Below are 17,115 nucleotides of genomic sequence, written 5' to 3' on the forward strand. Positions count from 1 at the left end.
TCATATCGTTTGAAGAACCACCTAGCTCCAGAAGGTGAGTAATTTTATACACAATTAAGTGAGCGTTTTTGTACATAGATTAGTTGACATTTGTAAAAGTCACTTTCCGTAAAAATTTGTGCAGGCCCTTTCCCGGCTAAATTTTCTTTGACCGCTTTGATTTTAAATGCTGGCTGATATTGAATGGAACGATCTGAAGCAGATGCCACATTTGGATTCACCGCTAATTGTTTTCTTTGATGTTCTGAAAAATACTTTTACTCATGATGTTACCCCGTTCTTAATTCGTAAAGTTTAGTATAACGGGATTTTCAGTTTTAAAAAACACAAAAACCCCGAACAGAGACACTTTTTTTAAAGTGTCTACTATTCAAGGTTCAGTTTAAACAATGTAGCTTCTTTTATTATTGTTTTGCGTAATATTGTGAAATCCCTTTGAAGATGGATTCAGCAAATAACTCCGCATATTGATCATCTGTCATTTTAGCGCGATCTTCACTATTTGATAGGAAGCCTAGCTCGACTAAGATAGATGGAATATTCATGTTGCGAATTACATAGTATTGCTGTTCTTTGACACCACGATTTTTCATTTTTAAGTTATTAACAATTTGATTGTTTACAAATGTTGCAAGATCAATGTCTTCCTGATGCATATCACCTGTTGAAATAGCATAATATGTCTCAGTGCCCTGTGCAGATGTATTTAGAGCCGAGTTTACATGAATACTTACAAAAATCTCACCATAATTTGCATTTGTAAAATCTACTCGATCTTGTAATGTAGGGTAGGTATCACCCGTACGTGTCATCAACACCTTAGCACCTTCAGCCTCCAGTTTTTCCTTGACACGAGTACCAACCTTCAATGTAATGTTTTTCTCAGAAATAGAACCGTTCACTGTGCCATGGTCTTTACCACCATGACCTGGATCAAGAATAATAATGCGATTCTTTAATCCATTACCACTTTGATTTAATAATTTTAAGTAAGATTTATGGACATACCCTTTTTGACCGTTATAAGTAACTTGTGCCCAATAACCGTTAATACTGTTCACTTGAACATATTCGCCCTTTTTCAACTTACTCACAATCGTAGAAGTAGAGTTAGCTTCTGTGCGAATATTTAAATTATCAACTGTCGCTCGACCTAATAGATTACCTGTAACTGTTGGAGGAGTTGGATTTGGATCTGGCGTAGAAGGTTTTTCTACTTCAACATCCTCTGTACTATTCGCTACAATATAGCCTGGTAAACCATTCACTACAGTTAAATGGTAGCCACTTACCGTCTTATAAACTGGTAACTTCGTTTTGCTATTAACTGTTGTAATAGCTTTCGAAGAAGAAGTTGGCTTTACGTAAACATTTAAATTTTGTGTTGCTGTAACCTGTTTTTGGACATTCCCTAATGCGTTACCATCTGCATCTAAAAACTGAGCATACGTTTTATAAATATAAGCATATGCACCTTTATAGGTAACTTTTAACCAGTCTCCTTCAACCGCATAGACTGATAATTTACCGCCTGTATTGACAGTTCCTACTATATTAGCAGAAGATGAAGAATCTTTAGATTTACGGATATTTAATCCGTCAGTTGTTGAGGAAATTAATCCAATAACCTGTGATGTATCAGGTACAGCTACACCTTTAACAGGTAGCTCTAAACGATACTCTTCACTTTTCGCACGCGCTACAAATAACGCAAATTGTGCACGTGTCACTTGGCTATTTGGGTTATAATTTTGACCGCTTCCCTTTGTAATACCGTTATAGTAAATCGTATTCACGTATTTCACGTACGGATTTGTAATACCTACATCCACAAAAGGAGAATCGATATTTTCATATTCACTTGTATCAAGGTTAAACGCTTTTGTTAAAACATGACTCATTTCATCACGAGTTAAAGGCTTGTTTGGTAGGAATTGCCCCTTTGTATTTGTGGCAAAGTAACCAAGCTGTACAGCACGTTCTACATAACCTGAAAGTTCTGTGCCGACTTCTACATCTGAAAAGTTTGATTTATTGACAACTAGTGGCTTGTTACCTGAAGCAACAACAACCATTTTGGCAACTTGCCCACGCGTTACGTTATTATTAGGTTTATAATACGTTTTGCCATTTTCCGTATATCCTTTAATAACACCTAAATTTACTAAATAATTGATCTCTTCATAAGCTTCATGATCTTTAGAAACATCTACAAACCCACCACTAGCTTGGGCACTATGTATTGTAAACATAGAAGCTGAAATGAATAAGACGCATAATATAAGACTAATTTTTTTGAGGTACACTGTCTTATTTCCTCCCTTCCTGTTCTCATGTTCATTTTAACAAAAATTCACAGACAAAACTATCATACGAATGTAACTATTCTACTATTTTTAAGCATCACCCCTTTTTGATATTTCATAAATTGAGGAGAGCCTGCAGGTGCAAGCTCTCCTCAATTTATACATTATTTAAAAAGAACTTCCCTGCATGATATTACTTTAAACGTAGCCCTTGTCTAAGTAATACGGAATTTAATTATTTTTGTAATTGTTGTGCGCGTTCAATAAATGTTTGAAGTTGCGAAATTTTTAACATTTCATCGTAACCGAAGCTACCATTTCCTTTACCTTCTGTAATACCATTTGAAGCTAGAATTGAAACAAATTCATTTGCCCAATGATTTGAAGGAGCATCAGTAAATGTTACAACATCGCCTTGTTGTTCTAATCCAAAGGCATGTACTAATACTTTAGAGATTTGAGCACGTGTTATCGGTGAAGATGGGTTAAATTTACCATTACCATCACCATCAAAGATACCTAACTTCGATACAGCAGCAATCGCACCAGCATGTTCATATGTTGGTTTTACGTCTGTAAATTTCGTATTTTTATCGGATGTATCCAAGTTAAGTGCTTTAGCAATTTGCTCTGCCACTTCAGCACGAGAAGCGTAAACTGTAAAATCGATAGCAGCTTTCTTTACTTCTTCTTTAACAGCTTCAGCTTGTTCACTATCAAATGTTGCTACGCGTTTAGCACCAATGTAACGAGAACCCCAATAGTATGGATCGTTTACATCTGAGTAACTAACACCTTTACCAGTTTGTGAGTGAATCATTTTTCCGTCACCAGTATATATCGATACATGTGAGACACCTTTACCACTAGTATTGAAGAATAGTAAGTCTCCCACTTGTAAGTCGTCTTTTGCTACCGCTGTACCTTGTTCGTATTGTGAACTTGATGTACGGTTTAATTTAATACCTAAATCTGCAAATACTTTAGATGTAAAGCCTGAGCAATCAAGCCCTTTAGTAGTTGTACCTCCATACACATATGGAATACCTAAATATTTGGATGCTGTTTCAGTAACATCAGATGCTGTAGCTGCTTCAGCTGTATCTATGTGAGTTGTTGTAAATAACATAAAGGATGCAAAAATCGGTAATAACCATTTCTTTTTCATATTTCGGTATACCCCTCTCTGAACTTTTTTGCCTATAAATAGACTATCATAAAAGGTGCTATTTTAATTTTTCAATTGTGTAACGGTTTACAAAACGCAAAAAAACGCTGATACACCAACGTTTCCGTGGTTTATCAGCGTTAAAATATGGGTATTAATTAATGGATATCCCGGCGTTTTGTAACATTCCTGTAATATTAGCTATGCTTTGTTACAATAGAACACGAGATTAGGAAGTTCTAATGTAATAGTTACGGATTTGAGGTATTTTCACACGAATAATTGATTTACTTCGACTTCGCGGAGATTTGCTTCGCCTTCGCGGATATTATCCGGCGGCGTGGAGATTTGCTTCGCCTCCGCGGGGATTCACCTCGGCTTCGCGGATATTTACCTCAGCTTCGCGGATATTCACTTCGCATCCGCGGGTATTTGCTCCGGCCGCGCGAATATCCACCACTACCCACGGGTATTTATTTTCCCCTCGGTCTGCTCAAGTTATTGACTAGAAAACAATTGCACCCAATAGTAATTTCCTTTGCTATCAATCGCAATGGCTACTCCGGTATTTGTGTAATTTTCACGTAAAATATTTTCACGGTGAGTTGGAGAGGCCATCCACGCTTTCACGGCCGCTTCTGGTGATGGGATGTTTCTTCCTATATTTTCTCCTAAACTCGTATATGGGTAGTCGAATAATGTCGCTAGATCCCACGGCATTCCGTAATAAGGGGATTCGTGCTCAAAATAATGTCGATTCACCATATCCTGCGCCTTAATAACAGCGACTTGTGTTAAAGCTGCATCATGGGTAAGTGGTTGCAAATTTTTCTTTTGTCGTTCAACGTTAACTAAACGAATGACATCATTAGACATGGTTGATGAATAATTTTTTGTCGGTATATAAGACTTTGATAAAAAGTCATACGCTAATTCGAAATTGGTTACCTTCATTGAAAAGTCAAGACTTCGCTCAACCAAAGAAGCAAATTGAGCACGTGTGACCAATTGATTCGGTGCAAACTGTTGTGCATTGACCCCTTTAATAATACCGACATCTGCAAGTGATTCAATATAGTCTTTCGCCCAATGTCCCTCTTTCACATCGTTAAACTTACTTTTATTTTCGGAATCCACTTCAATTTGATAAGCAAGTGTTAACATTTTGGCAATTTGCATACGTGTTAAAGGGGCTTCAGGTTTGAAACAATCACCATCTTGTAAAATACCTAATTCAACTAAAGCGCAAATTTCTTTGTAGTATGGATGGTTAATCGATATATCTGTAAATTTTGGCGTATATGTAGTATCCAGTTTTATCTGCATGGAACGAGCAATTGCAGCTGCAGCCTCTGCCCTAGTAATCGGTTGCTCTGGTCTAAAGAAGCCATCATTATAATTTGTCATATAGTGCTTCTCTAACATATGTTCTATCGAGCTACTAGCCCAATGTGATGGTGAAACATCCTTTGCAATATTAGCCGCCAATACTTCTTCAGATGTGCTCGCCAGAGATACAGCATATGATGTAGTCAGCAAAATAAGTGACATGCCAACAACACCAGAAACTTTTTTTAACATAGCTCCCTTCCCTTCATTCAGTTATGTATCGTACTCGGTTTTCCTGACGACAATGCCCCATGACTTCGGGTGATAAGCCTCAAATATACCATTAATTCCTATTTTTCCCTAGATTGTTTTTAAAAAAACACTCCAAGATTGCGGATAACCTAAGAGTGCGTCTTTGCTTTTATTCAACGCTAATAATATAAAAATCATTTTCGTTTTTTTGTAAGGTGCGATATAGGAATAACGCCATCTGACCGCGAGTAACGTCTGTATACGGAGAGAATGTTGTCGCACTAGTACCTTGTGTAATCCCGTAATTTAATAACGTTTGAATATACTTATTGGTTTCATTATCTTTTGTAAAATCTGAAAAAGGAGCAGATAATGTTGTTGCCTGTTGTAAATCAAAGCCAAGTGTCAGCATCTTTGCCATTTGACTTCGATTAATAAAATGATCCAGATTATAATTTGTATTTTTCTGGATAATTCCCTTTTCAGCAAGTGCAGCAATATGACCGTAATATTTATGAGAGGCAGGTATATCTTTGAAGCCAGGATTTACTACATTTTTTGTCTCCAATTTTAGAGATTCAGCTAAAAAGTATGCTGCTTCCCCTCGCGTTAAATTTTGATACGGACTGAACGTAGTCGGTGTTGTACCAAATACAATTCCCTGACTATATAATTCACTGACTGCTTTGTATAATTCTGCTTCGCTTCCACTATTTTTTATATCTGTAAAAGGCATAGTAGCTGCTTCTGTAGGAATGACTGCGACACAGGGTACTACTACTGCTGCAGTGGCAATAGCCCACGCTTTATGTACCTTCACATTAACGCTCCCTTTCCTCAAGGCCATAAAAATGAGGAAAAGAGGGACTGACCCTCTCTCCTTATTCTAAACCTAATGTTCTTAAATGATCCTGTAAAATACGGTAATTATACACTAAATCCTGTTGTTCCAGCGTTAGTGCATCGTATGATTTTTGTGCAGCCAGTACTTTCTTTTCAAATGTTTTAGCGTCTGGGTCCAACTCGCCAATCGCTTCTACAACTTTTAATACTGCCGCTACATCTTTTTCTGCTTTCTTTAAAGTATCGTAGTTAAGGACCTGTCCTTTTACTTTAGAGTCTAATGCTTTATATGCCGCAGAAGCATTCGCTACATCTTGAATATATGTGCTAGAAGCCGGATTAAGACCTGAAATAATTTCTACAACCTTCTTCACTTCACTCATACTTCTCTCCGCATCAAGCAAAATATGATAATTAGACACTCTTTGCTTATCTGCTGTATTTAAGCTATCGTAATCTCTTCGCACAGATTCGATCATACCAAAATACAGTTTATCGCTTGGTTTTAAATCTTCAATACTCTTATAAACTTTAATAACATTATCTAACGATAGAAGCAACTGGTCGTTATAAACATATTTACGCTGAGTGGCAGTAAGATTATCATATGCTTTTAAAATCTTTTGGTATTGGCTGTCCATATTTTTTGATGTCATCAGTTTATCAATTTCGTTGACAACACTTATAACAGGTTTAATAAGCTTTTCTTGCTCCTGCAATGTTTTATAGTTTTCAACAGACATTTGTTGATCTTTTGGTAACGCATTATATGCTGCGCGTATCTCTTCAATACGTTTAACATATTGATTTGGCTGGACAGACGGAAGCTCATCAATCATGCGCTGTACATTACCTGCCCCTAGGATACTTGACTCAGCGGCTTGTAATAAATTGTAGTTTGTTACATATTGCTGCATGTCCTTACTTAGAGCATCGTATAATGCACGAGCTTGTACAGTATCCGCATGGAATGTTTTACTAGACGGCTTTAACTTGCCAATTAATTCAATCACTTTTGCAGTTGGTTCATACTTTTGTAAAGTATCAATATTTTTCACATATTGCTTTTGATCCTTTGTCAGCTTATCGTACGCTTTTCGTGCTGAGTTTACTTGACTAACAAATTTACTTGAGCTTGGATCTAATGTATCGATTTGCACCATGGCAGTTAAAATAGGTTTTACTTGCTTTTCACGATCCGTTAACAACTTCACATTAGAAACAAGCTTTTTCTGTCCTGATGTTAGTTTGTCGTAGGCAACGCGGGCATTCATGAGCTTTGTTAAATAATCCGGATCATCAGGCACTGCCGCATCTATTAATGCAATAACAGTGTGTGCAGATTTCAGCTCAGTTTCAGCGGTAACAAGCTTTTCATAGTTTATGACAGCATTTTTCTTTTCTGCTGGTAATGCATCGTAATTTTTTCGCGCCGTATCTAAATCATTTAAAAACGTCTTACTTGTTGGTTTCAATGTTTCGATTAATCCTATTAATGTAGCAACATCCTCGACGGCAGCTAGTTGGTTATAGTTTGTAACACGCTTTTGTGAGGCAGGATCTAATGCATTGTATGCCTTACGCGCAGCTAAAACTTTTTTTGTATAATCCTTATTTGCTGGATTTAAGTCTGCAATTAATTTAATAACCTTCACAACATTAGCATTATTTTTCTCATAAGTTGTTAATGTCTTGTATTGTGTTACTAATTTTTTCGCATTTTTGTCCATCGTTTTATACTCAGAAGATAACGCTGCCACTTTTGCTACAAATGTAGTATCTGGTTCATTAGCTAAAGCAATAACACGATCATCGAAATTTTTTGCTGTTGCAATATAGCCTTTTGCGGTTTGAAGAGCTGCATTATTTGTTACAAGTACTTTCGCTTCGGACGATAGCTTTTCATAGTCTGCTGATAACAGTTCAACTGTTTCTTTATATGTTTTTTGCGAAGGGTTTAAGGCCATGATTCGTGTCACAATATCCATCGCCTCTACTTGATTCTTCAACGTTTTATAGCTTTTCACATATTCACGTTTTGTAGGGTCAAGCTTTAGGTAAGCTGTGTTAGCAGCCTTCGCTTTTTTCGTATAATCCTTCGCAGCTGGGTCTAGCTTTTCTACAAGGGATATAACATTTAAAACGGCTTTATGTGAACTTTCCCAGCTTGTTAGCTCCGGCAAATTGTTCACGATTTTCTTGACAGTGGCCGCGTCTATTTTTTGTCCCGCAGGTGCGACTGGTGTATTATAAGCTGCACGTGCTTTCTCGATTTGTGTAATTTTATCTGTAGTTGTAGCAATTTCCGCAATGAGTTTTTCAATTTCTTGCGCTGTTGCTATATTTGCCTCAGCCAATTCTAAGTCAGCGATATTTTTCACAAAATCTTTTTTAGCTAAAGTTGTTAACTGATCACTTGCTGCCTTTACTGCAGTACGATAGTCGGCATTACTTGACGGACGTAATGCTGTAATTTGCTTGGAAATATTAGCCGCTCCCTGATATGGCTCAAGCTCTTTATAATTTGTAACTAAACGCTTTGAGCCTTCATCTAGTCTATTGTAGGCAGTTTCAATTGCTGTTACAGCACTAATAAAGCTTGCAGCAGATGAGAAGTCTTCTGGTTTCTTTTGCGTTAGCTGTGTAATACTAGCAATCACTTGATCTGCCGATGATAAGTTTGCTAACACATCTGTATATTTTTTATATGGCGTGACCGCTGTATTTTTAGGATTATGTGCTATAACAATTTTCTTTTGATCAGCTGTCAGAGTGTTTAATCCAGTCGTTACTTCAGTAGCAGCAGCAGCAATTTCAGTAGAAGTGGATGACTGGTTATCGAGAACAGCAATAAAAGAATCTAACTTAGTAATTGTATTCTCTACATCTTTTGCATCCTTGTTCATTTTCAAAAGCTTCTCAATATCTGCACCGTTCTGTTTGAAGTAATTAATACGCTCTGGTTCTCCATAGCCATATTGAGTTGATGTACCTCGAATTGAAGAAACAATGCCATTTGCCTCTGCTGATGCAAGAGCTGTATTTACAGCATTCTCGAAAGTCTTTTGAACATTTAAATAAGAGCCTGCTTCTGTTTCTGAACCTAAAAAAGTAGTGTAATTTTGATGTAATTTTGTCACATCATCAAAAAATGTTTTATTTGTATAAGACAACTTACTTATTTCTGTTCCGATATTTTTTAATTTGGACAATAAATCTCGTTGTGCCACAACATATTCGTATTTCGCTTTAATGAAATTGATTTCATCTGGTTTGAAGTCTGTAGTACTTAAAACCGCTACATCTCCCTTTGCTACTACCATTTCATCATTCGTTGATGTAACAGATAGTTTGCCAAATTGTGCAATTGTTTGTGATCTAGTGTCTGTTGTTGCTACATTAACATTAGCAACTTGCTCCACGTGAGAACTTGTTTGAGGTTGTGTTTCTTGAGCATTGGCAATCGCTGCCGGAGTTAGTAATAGACTTGTGATTACACCAACTTTAATCTGTTTCTTCAAAATGCCCACCCTTTCTACATTTAATAGGAAAATAAATATGTATCATTTAATTCTTATTTGCTACCTTTAGTATCGGTGCTTATCACTCTATTTCAAGCTATTCTCTTTAAGTTGCTCACCTTTACTAACATAAAGATAATTGTTATTTTTAGATTGAATAGTCTTTTTATAGGAAGTTATTGTTAGGATACTATATAATTGAAATATGTGCATTGATCTGGTGCAAATTTTGGCAAAAGATGACTAATTACGAGTAAAAGTGCTAATAAGCCTTATTTGATCTTCCTAAAAGATAGACTTAGGAGACAGACGTAGTGGTAAATATTGTGTCAAAAAAATACGCACATCGAGTAACAAAAACTTTGTATAATTGTCTTAAAAAGACGTTTCTCTTTATCGAGGGAAATCCATGAAAAACTCAGCATTTCTACTATGTTATTTACCAGTAATTAGGTGTATACTACAACTTTAATATGTATTTACTAGAAAGGGAGCTATATATGTTTTATCAATATAAGTTTTGGCATAGCTTAATGCATCCCACTAACTTTACCCAGGCTGTTGAGCAAGGGGAAATAAGAGGCTATAAAAAACGATCCTTCACCGTTTTCCTGCTCTTTATGATGCTATTTGTCATTCGTGAGTATTGGGGCATGGGGACTGAAAGCTTAACAACATTATTTGCATCGAATCATCCCAATGAATACTATACAGCCCGTTTACTATCAATGGTCGGGGCTATTGCCTGGGGAATCATCTATTATTGCTTCCATTATTACGGCGTTACATACTTGTTACATCTATTAACAGACATCCCTTACAAATGGATTCAGAAGGTACAACTTTATGTAATGGTATTTTTACTTATTGAAAAAACAATTTTATTTGCTGTGTTTTATGCAGTTGGTTACACAACAAACTTCTCCTTCTTTTCACTTGCACCAATTACTCAGCAAGTAATTGATACGGATTTTGTGCTATTTGCCATCAATCAATTCACCGTAGCAACTGTACTAACAATTATTGTACAATACACGTTCCTTTCGAAATGGGAGGAATTATCAGAGCGTAAAGCTTTATTAGCGAAAATTATTGGACTTTATGTATTAATGGCTATCTTTATTGGAATGGTTAGTGTGTTACCACTTCAAGAATGGCTGGCAAGGGGGTTAGGATGATGCGCTTTATTAAATCTAGACCTTGGACAAGTTTGAGTATTATTGTGATCGCATTATTAATCGGTGTAAATGCTTATTTTGTATTTAAGGACGATAGTGAAGTAGCAAGATCCTACTTCATCGATGAATTTCAGAAAGCTTCTACTGGTAAACGTGTAGAGACGGTTGAAAAGGATGCGATTGTTGCCCCTTCACAAACTTATACGATTTCAGCAGATGCAAAAAGCCTTTCTGCCATAGATGTAAAACGTGGACAGGAAGTAAGTGCCAATGATTTACTAGCCACCTACAAAACCGAGGAAGTTGACGGTGAATTAACAAAGCTTGAGGCTGAACGCACTGCCTACGAAACCGAATTAAGTGATTTAGAATCTGCTTTAGATCAGATAGAATCCGAATACGGTGACAACAATGACCCGACAAGCTCTATTAATACCGATCAAATTAGTGATAAGTTAAATGTCTCTGTTCAATTTGAATTAGGGCAGCAAACTTCTCCATCAACAGCAGTGGCAATTTTAAACCGTCACATTGCAGAAACCACTCGTCAAGTAGCCTTAATGGATGCGCAAATAGCCCAAATTCAGGCACGAGAAGGCGTTATTTGCCCAGTAGACGGTGTAATTTCAAAAATCACAGAAGAAGCTGGTGCTGTGACATTTGAAATCTATTCATCTGAAAAGGCTATGCTTGCCTACTTATCTGAGGATGAATGGCAAAAGGTGAAAGATGGACAAACCGTTGATTTTAACTTGCAGCATTACAAAGATGATCTAGCAGGTGTTGTGTTTCAAAAACAAAAGATCACGACAAATAATGAATCCCTTTGGGCAAATGAATTAGCCAAATCTGCAACACTACCTCAACCTTCAAGCTACGAGGTAATATTGCATCCAGATGACATTCTAGAAGACATTCCATTTTCAACTGTTGGTAAGGCTTCAATTACCGTAAATGAAGCATCCGATGCGTTTAAAGTAGATTCTGATTGGGTAAAATCCGGAAAGAAAAATAAACATAGCGTTTATACTCTTGATGAAAATGGTAAAATACACCTTGAGGAAATTGATGTAGCCTTTAAAACAGCAGATTCTACTATGTTTACGGGCGATCTAGATGTTGGAACACCTATTATTACAAATGAAGAACGCAATATTTTAGCTCGCTCCTTCCGTTCTATGCCTCTTAAAAAAATTGAGTGGCAGCATTTTAAAGAACTCGACTGGAAAGACTACGTGAAATATATTGTCTTTTAACATACAGAAACCTCCCCGAAATGTCGGGGAGGTTTTCTGCTGTTGGCGATATTTTTAGTTTAATTGGTGATGTTCTCTGGTTTATCAGCGGTTCTGCGCTTTTATCAGCGGTGTTGTCTGGTTTATCAGCGGTTCTGCGCTTTTATCAGCGATGTTCTCTGCTTTATCAGCGGTTCCGGCACTTTTATCAGCGATTTCTCTGTTTTATCAGCGATACTAGCACTTTTATCAGCGATGTTCTAAATTCTACCGACGATCACCATCTTTTTCTTATCTCAATGTTTAATTTCCATTTGTTCTTGTGTCGCTATTTCATAGTACATCGCAGTTACGCCACTTACCTCATAGACCATGCCATGTACATATAGCTTCTCACCATTTGCTCCAATCAGGCGGATAGAAAAAGTAGAATCACCTTTTCCAACTCTTTTTACAGTTACACCTTCTGCTGAAAGCTCTACATCCACTATTTTATGATCATACATCGCGCCTGTGTATTGTTCAATTTTGAAATCTTTCACAGTAAAGCCGATTTCACTTTTTGGAATGAACACACTGCTTTTTTCAACCGCAGAAGTTGTATACAAATCATAGCCATCAGATTCTGCTCGGATGCCAATTCGTACCGACTGTCCTTTATCATCCGATAATGTTGCAATATAGTCCCCTGCTTGTGATAGCCAAAGCACATAGTTACTGCCCTTAGGAACAGTTTCTGCTCCCCAGTCTTCAAGATTAATCGGTTGATAGCTGTAGACTTTCTCACTCACTGCATGACCAGCAGCCGTAGTTAGCTCAATATTTTTCGGATTAAAACCTAAATCCTCCTCCAAAAACAGCGCTGAGCCTGGCGTAACTTCATCGGTTGGCTGGCAATTAATTTGTAGCTTTCCATCTACTTTTGTTACATCAATTTTATATTTTTGCATTTCCATTATTTCATAATTTTCTTCATTACCCATATTGTAGCCAATAAGCATGAAATAGCCCGATCCTTCTCGTAACGCCTCTATCTTCACATCATTATCTGCTCGAAGAATGCGGAAAAATTCATGCTCACCATCCGCCGCTAGGTTGTCTGAAGAAAAAGCCTCAATATAGTTTGAGTCAAGCTCACTTGCGGTAAATGTTTGGATCACTCGTTTAGCCTGCATCGCTTCAATACGATGTATAAATAACGCAAGCTGTGAACGTTTGACCGTCTCTTTTAAACCAAAAGTAGTTGGTGTAATCCCCTTCGTTATATTATTTTCAAACAATGGAGCGACTGCATAATGCGCTTCTGAATATTTTACAATATCTTTAAATGGTAATGTCTGATCAACATTATCACTTTCTAACTGATACGCCACTGTTAGCATTCGCGCTAATTGTTCTCGTGTAATCGCTTGATTGACACCAAAGCTGCCATCAGCAAAGCCTGAAATAATCCCTTTATTTTCTAGAGCTGCGATTGCTCCGTAATATTCATCGCTCGGCTTTACATCTGTAAATTGTGGGTCCACTACATTTTTAGTATCTAGCCCTAAAAGACCTGCTAAAATCTTCGAAGCCTGTCCACGCGTCACATCTGCGAATGGCTTAAATGTACCATCTGCATATCCTTTAATAATACCGCGTGCTGCTAAATCCTTGACCGCGGCACCATATTCCGTCGTGTAATCAACATCCGTAAATTTTTCTGCTGCCTGTACAGTTGGCACTACTACAATAGCACTTGTCGCTAATGCTGCAACGATTGCTCCCTGAAATAAATTCTTTCTCTTCATCCGCTCATCCCCCTACATATTTTCTCCATCATACTATGATAATGCATGGTAATAATACTAAAAGTTTCATATTCTTCTATATGTTATATATTACAGAATGTGTTGTTGAGCTTCTCTCCGTGTTTTACTACAAATAGAAATAGCCCTAACATCTGTATTAAATGTTAGGGCTATAACTTCATTACATATACAAAAAATTACGGAGATTTCTCTCCATCAAAAAGCCTTGTGACCATAATGAAACAAAAAGTTTCATCTAATCACAAGGCTAAGTTACTAGTTCACTAGTTTATAGCATAATCCTTTTAATTAAGGAGCAGCTACGATTGTTACTTTTAATTCTTTTGTTGCGTTACCGATTTTAACTTTTAAAGTTGCTTTAGCTTCTTTAACATCAGATTTTAATGTTGCTGTTGCTTCCGCTGTACCATTACCAGTAATTGTTAAATCTGTTGCTTTTTCAGGTACGATTGTAACTGTATCTGCAGCAAGTGCTGTGATTGCTTTGTTACCGTATTGGTCAACCGTTGCAACGTTTACTACTGCAGGTGCTTCACCTGTAGATTTTAAGCTTGCTACAGTTTGACCAGATACTAATGTAGCTTCTGTAATAGCTTTAGCTAGGTTGTAATCACCTTTTGCTTCTGATGCTGTAAAGAAGAAATCTTGCGTTTTTTCAGCGTCAGCTGAAACAACGAATTTTTGTTCTAAAACTTGACCAGTTGCATTAATTGTTACTTTTAATGTAAATTCTGTGTCAATTTTGTTAGCTGCTGCTGTTGTATCAGTGTTTAAAGCTGTGTCAGCAATATTTACTTTACCTGCAGATACCACTTGTGGTGCAGTTAATTTACCGCCAGTTACTGTCGCAGTATATTCGCTGTTAACAAGTGCTACTTTACCACCGTTTAGTAAACCGTTAACTGTAATTTCTTTTTCTGCTCCTGCTTTTGTTTTACCAATTTCAGCAATTTCATAACCGTTGTATTCTGTACCATCAGTTACTTGTACTTTTACTTCTACAGCAGAATCAATTGTGCCATTTGGAGTTTTAAGTGCCACATTTAATGTTGCAGTACCGTTTTTACGAGCAGTTACTTCATTTGCTGCATTTACTGATACTACATCTGAAGTTCCAACTAATGTTACTGTTACAGGTACATCAGAGTTTTTCATTTCACGACCGTATTGGTCTTCAATGATTAAGTGGTCTTTTGCTGTAATTGTAACTGGAGATTTAAAAGTTGAAATTACTAAAGGTTTTTTAAGTCCACGAACTACAGTTGGTACTGCTGGTGCTTTAACATCTACAGTAACAGTAGCAACTTTGAAAGTTGAAGTTTGGAATACTAATGCTTGTGTTCCAGCCGCTCCAAATGTTGTTTTGTAGTATACTTGACCATCTTTTACTTCAAGAGCTGATTCAGGAACTGTAGTACCACCAACTTTAATACCTTTGTTTTTATCCGCTAAGATTTTTTTGTTAGTGATTACATTGCCTTCTTTATCAGTAACTGTTAATGGGATTAATGTAGATTCCCCAGCTACAGCAATTTCTGGTTGAGAAACAGAAATTGAGTTAGATGTAACAGTTTCTGCAACTTTAACAGTATATTTAGCTGATTGACCGTTAGTTGTTGAAATTAATAATACATCAGTATCACCAGCTTTAAAGATATCTGATATTGCAACTACTAATTTATCTTTATCGCCAATTTTAACTTTTGAAACAGTGTTAGCGATTGTTAAGTTTGTTGTGTTTGTGTTTGTAATTACTAAACCAGTTGCTTTAGCAGGGTCAGTAATTTCTTTTCCGTATTGATCTTTAAGATTTAATACGATATACGCATCAGAAGCTTTAGAATTATCATTTAAGACTACCTCTTCACCTTTAGCGTTATAAACACCATCTACTCCAATAGAAGAAACTGTAGATTCAGCAGATAATTTTACAGTTTTAGTAACTGATGTACCTGTAGCAGAATCAAATAATACTACTGGTACTAAATCGCCGATTTTTTTGCCTTCAACAACAGTACCTGATAATTTAACTACACCTTTAGCTGAATCAGCAACTACAGTTGATTTATCATTTGTTGTTAAAGAAGTTGTTTTTGTAATATCTGTACCATATTGGTCTTTAACTACATAACCAACAGTTGCAGTAGTACCAGTTCCGAAAGTACCGTCAGTTTTAACGGCTTTGTCAACTATAGCTACTTCGTCTAAGATTTCAATTGAATTCACTTTTTGAGCTTCAATTTTAACTGTGCTAGTTAATGCTTTTTCAGTTAAACCAGATACGTTTACAGTGTAATCAGCTGCTTGGAAGTTTGTAGCACCTACTAATTGAACTGATTTTTTGTCTTCAGACCAAGTAAGAGTTACGTTTTGTTTGAAAGTACCGCGTAATAATTCAACTGCAGCTTTAGAAGTATCTTCTACAGCTTTATTGAATTTAACTTCGATTGTTTTAGCGTTAATAGCTTTTACTGATTCTAATTTAACGTCAGTTACATATGTAACTACAGCTGAATAAGTTTTACCATCGATCACAAACTCTACTTTTGTTTCTTTGTTTTCTGGAAGAGCAGTTTCTAATTTTACAGTATGTTTTTTGTCATCAGAAAGTGTTACTTCTAATGTTGTTGCATCTACAACTTTAGCTTCTTTAACAGTTAAAGTTTCACCTTGACCAATTTTAGTAATTGTACGGTGTAAGAATGATGCAAATTGACCGCGTGTTAATGTGTTTTTAGGATTGAACGCTTTCACGTTTGTAAGTCCAGCATATTCTAACGCGATGATTGCTTCACGATTTTCAGTTGCTGTAGCTTTGTCTAAATCAGTGATTGTTGTTTTGAAGTCAGATTCTTTGTAATCTGCTACTAAATCTACGTTATAAACAGTGTTGATCGCACGTACTAAAACAACTGCCATTTGTTCACGGCTCATGTTATTAGTATGCATTAATTTGTTGTTAGAGCCTTTGAATACGCCAGCATCTTTAACAAGTGCTGCATATTGTAATAACTCTTTGTCAGGTGTTGTTGTTGGTAAATCAGTGAAACGTGCTTCTGTTTCATAGTTTGCAGGAATTTCGTAGTTTTCTGATACTAACCATTTACCTAAGAATTTTGTTACATTTCCGCGAGTTACAACGGCATTCGGTTTGAATGTTCCATCTGGGTAACCAGCTACGATTTTAGCGTCTGCTAATGCTAAAATTGCATCCTTGTGGTCACTTTTTTCAATATCAGAAAAGCTGCTTGCTGCGCTTGCTGCTGGTACGATTGCTGATGCTACTAGGGCCGCTGATGCTGCGCCGACAACCCATTTACTATATTTTTGTTTCATATGAAAGAACCTCCTAGATAAATTAGCCACTTTTGGTGACTACGAATCTATTATAAGATTACGCGATAATAAATTTCAAAGGGCAAGATTTGGAATGAAAGATATGGTAAATGCTTATTTCTAAAGGGTTTTTAAC

General features: G+C 36.6%; 9 protein-coding genes and 1 pseudogene. 2 read left to right on the forward strand and 8 right to left on the reverse strand.

The window, feature by feature from the left end:
* Nucleotides 1-65 precede the first annotated feature (65 nt).
* The 6 genes and pseudogenes from ACVWXS_RS12680 to ACVWXS_RS12705 all read right to left on the reverse strand — a co-directional run.
* Nucleotides 66-221 (reverse strand): annotated as a pseudogene (locus tag ACVWXS_RS12680) (IS3-like element ISBsp3 family transposase); the annotation flags it as partial.
* Nucleotides 222-404: 183 nt separating this feature from the next.
* On the reverse strand, nucleotides 405-2,252 hold the full coding sequence (locus ACVWXS_RS12685) for an N-acetylmuramoyl-L-alanine amidase (protein ID WP_456958455.1): 1,848 nt from the start codon (nucleotides 2,250-2,252) through the stop codon (nucleotides 405-407).
* Between the two features lie 289 nt (nucleotides 2,253-2,541).
* The gene (locus ACVWXS_RS12690; protein WP_456958456.1) at nucleotides 2,542-3,474 is read right to left on the reverse strand and encodes a C40 family peptidase; all 933 of its coding nucleotides are present in this window, start codon (nucleotides 3,472-3,474) and stop codon (nucleotides 2,542-2,544) included.
* A 498-nt stretch (nucleotides 3,475-3,972) separates the two neighbouring features.
* Complete coding sequence (locus tag ACVWXS_RS12695) at nucleotides 3,973-5,055, reverse strand: CAP and S-layer homology domain-containing protein (RefSeq protein WP_456958457.1); 1,083 nt, start codon at nucleotides 5,053-5,055, stop codon at nucleotides 3,973-3,975.
* Between the two features lie 169 nt (nucleotides 5,056-5,224).
* Complete coding sequence (locus tag ACVWXS_RS12700; protein WP_456958458.1) at nucleotides 5,225-5,875, reverse strand: S-layer homology domain-containing protein; 651 nt, start codon at nucleotides 5,873-5,875, stop codon at nucleotides 5,225-5,227.
* Between the two features lie 61 nt (nucleotides 5,876-5,936).
* Complete coding sequence (locus ACVWXS_RS12705; RefSeq protein ID WP_456958459.1) at nucleotides 5,937-9,428, reverse strand: hypothetical protein; 3,492 nt, start codon at nucleotides 9,426-9,428, stop codon at nucleotides 5,937-5,939.
* 491 nt (nucleotides 9,429-9,919) lie between these two features.
* On the opposite strand from ACVWXS_RS12705, the gene ACVWXS_RS12710 reads away from it, so the two are divergent.
* Both ACVWXS_RS12710 and ACVWXS_RS12715 read left to right on the forward strand, forming a co-directional pair.
* Nucleotides 9,920-10,597, forward strand: a complete 678-nt coding sequence (locus ACVWXS_RS12710; RefSeq protein WP_456958460.1) for a hypothetical protein — start codon at nucleotides 9,920-9,922, stop codon at nucleotides 10,595-10,597.
* The gene (locus ACVWXS_RS12715) at nucleotides 10,597-11,853 is read left to right on the forward strand and encodes an HlyD family secretion protein (RefSeq protein ID WP_456958461.1); all 1,257 of its coding nucleotides are present in this window, start codon (nucleotides 10,597-10,599) and stop codon (nucleotides 11,851-11,853) included. Before ACVWXS_RS12710 ends, ACVWXS_RS12715 begins: the two co-directional genes overlap by 1 nt.
* Nucleotides 11,854-12,128: 275 nt before the next feature.
* Here the strand turns inward: ACVWXS_RS12715 and ACVWXS_RS12720 are convergent, their stop codons facing one another.
* The gene (locus tag ACVWXS_RS12720) at nucleotides 12,129-13,622 is read right to left on the reverse strand and encodes an S-layer homology domain-containing protein (protein ID WP_456958462.1); all 1,494 of its coding nucleotides are present in this window, start codon (nucleotides 13,620-13,622) and stop codon (nucleotides 12,129-12,131) included.
* A 309-nt stretch (nucleotides 13,623-13,931) separates the two neighbouring features.
* Nucleotides 13,932-16,979, reverse strand: coding sequence for an S-layer homology domain-containing protein (locus ACVWXS_RS12725; protein WP_456958463.1), 3,048 nt, complete (start codon nucleotides 16,977-16,979; stop codon nucleotides 13,932-13,934).
* Nucleotides 16,980-17,115 lie beyond the last annotated feature (136 nt).

The sequence above is a fragment of the Lysinibacillus sp. TE18511 genome (genome assembly GCF_054062295.1).

Coding starts and splice junctions, on each gene's coding strand:
- ACVWXS_RS12725 (WP_456958463.1), bottom strand. CDS start 16,979: ATGAAACAAAAATATAGTAAATGGGTTGTCGGCGCAGCATCAGCGGCC.
- ACVWXS_RS12710 (WP_456958460.1), top strand. CDS start 9,920: ATGTTTTATCAATATAAGTTTTGGCATAGCTTAATGCATCCCACTAAC.
- ACVWXS_RS12720 (WP_456958462.1), bottom strand. CDS start 13,622: ATGAAGAGAAAGAATTTATTTCAGGGAGCAATCGTTGCAGCATTAGCG.
- ACVWXS_RS12690 (WP_456958456.1), bottom strand. CDS start 3,474: ATGAAAAAGAAATGGTTATTACCGATTTTTGCATCCTTTATGTTATTT.
- ACVWXS_RS12695 (WP_456958457.1), bottom strand. CDS start 5,055: ATGTTAAAAAAAGTTTCTGGTGTTGTTGGCATGTCACTTATTTTGCTG.
- ACVWXS_RS12715 (WP_456958461.1), top strand. CDS start 10,597: ATGCGCTTTATTAAATCTAGACCTTGGACAAGTTTGAGTATTATTGTG.
- ACVWXS_RS12685 (WP_456958455.1), bottom strand. CDS start 2,252: ATGTTTACAATACATAGTGCCCAAGCTAGTGGTGGGTTTGTAGATGTT.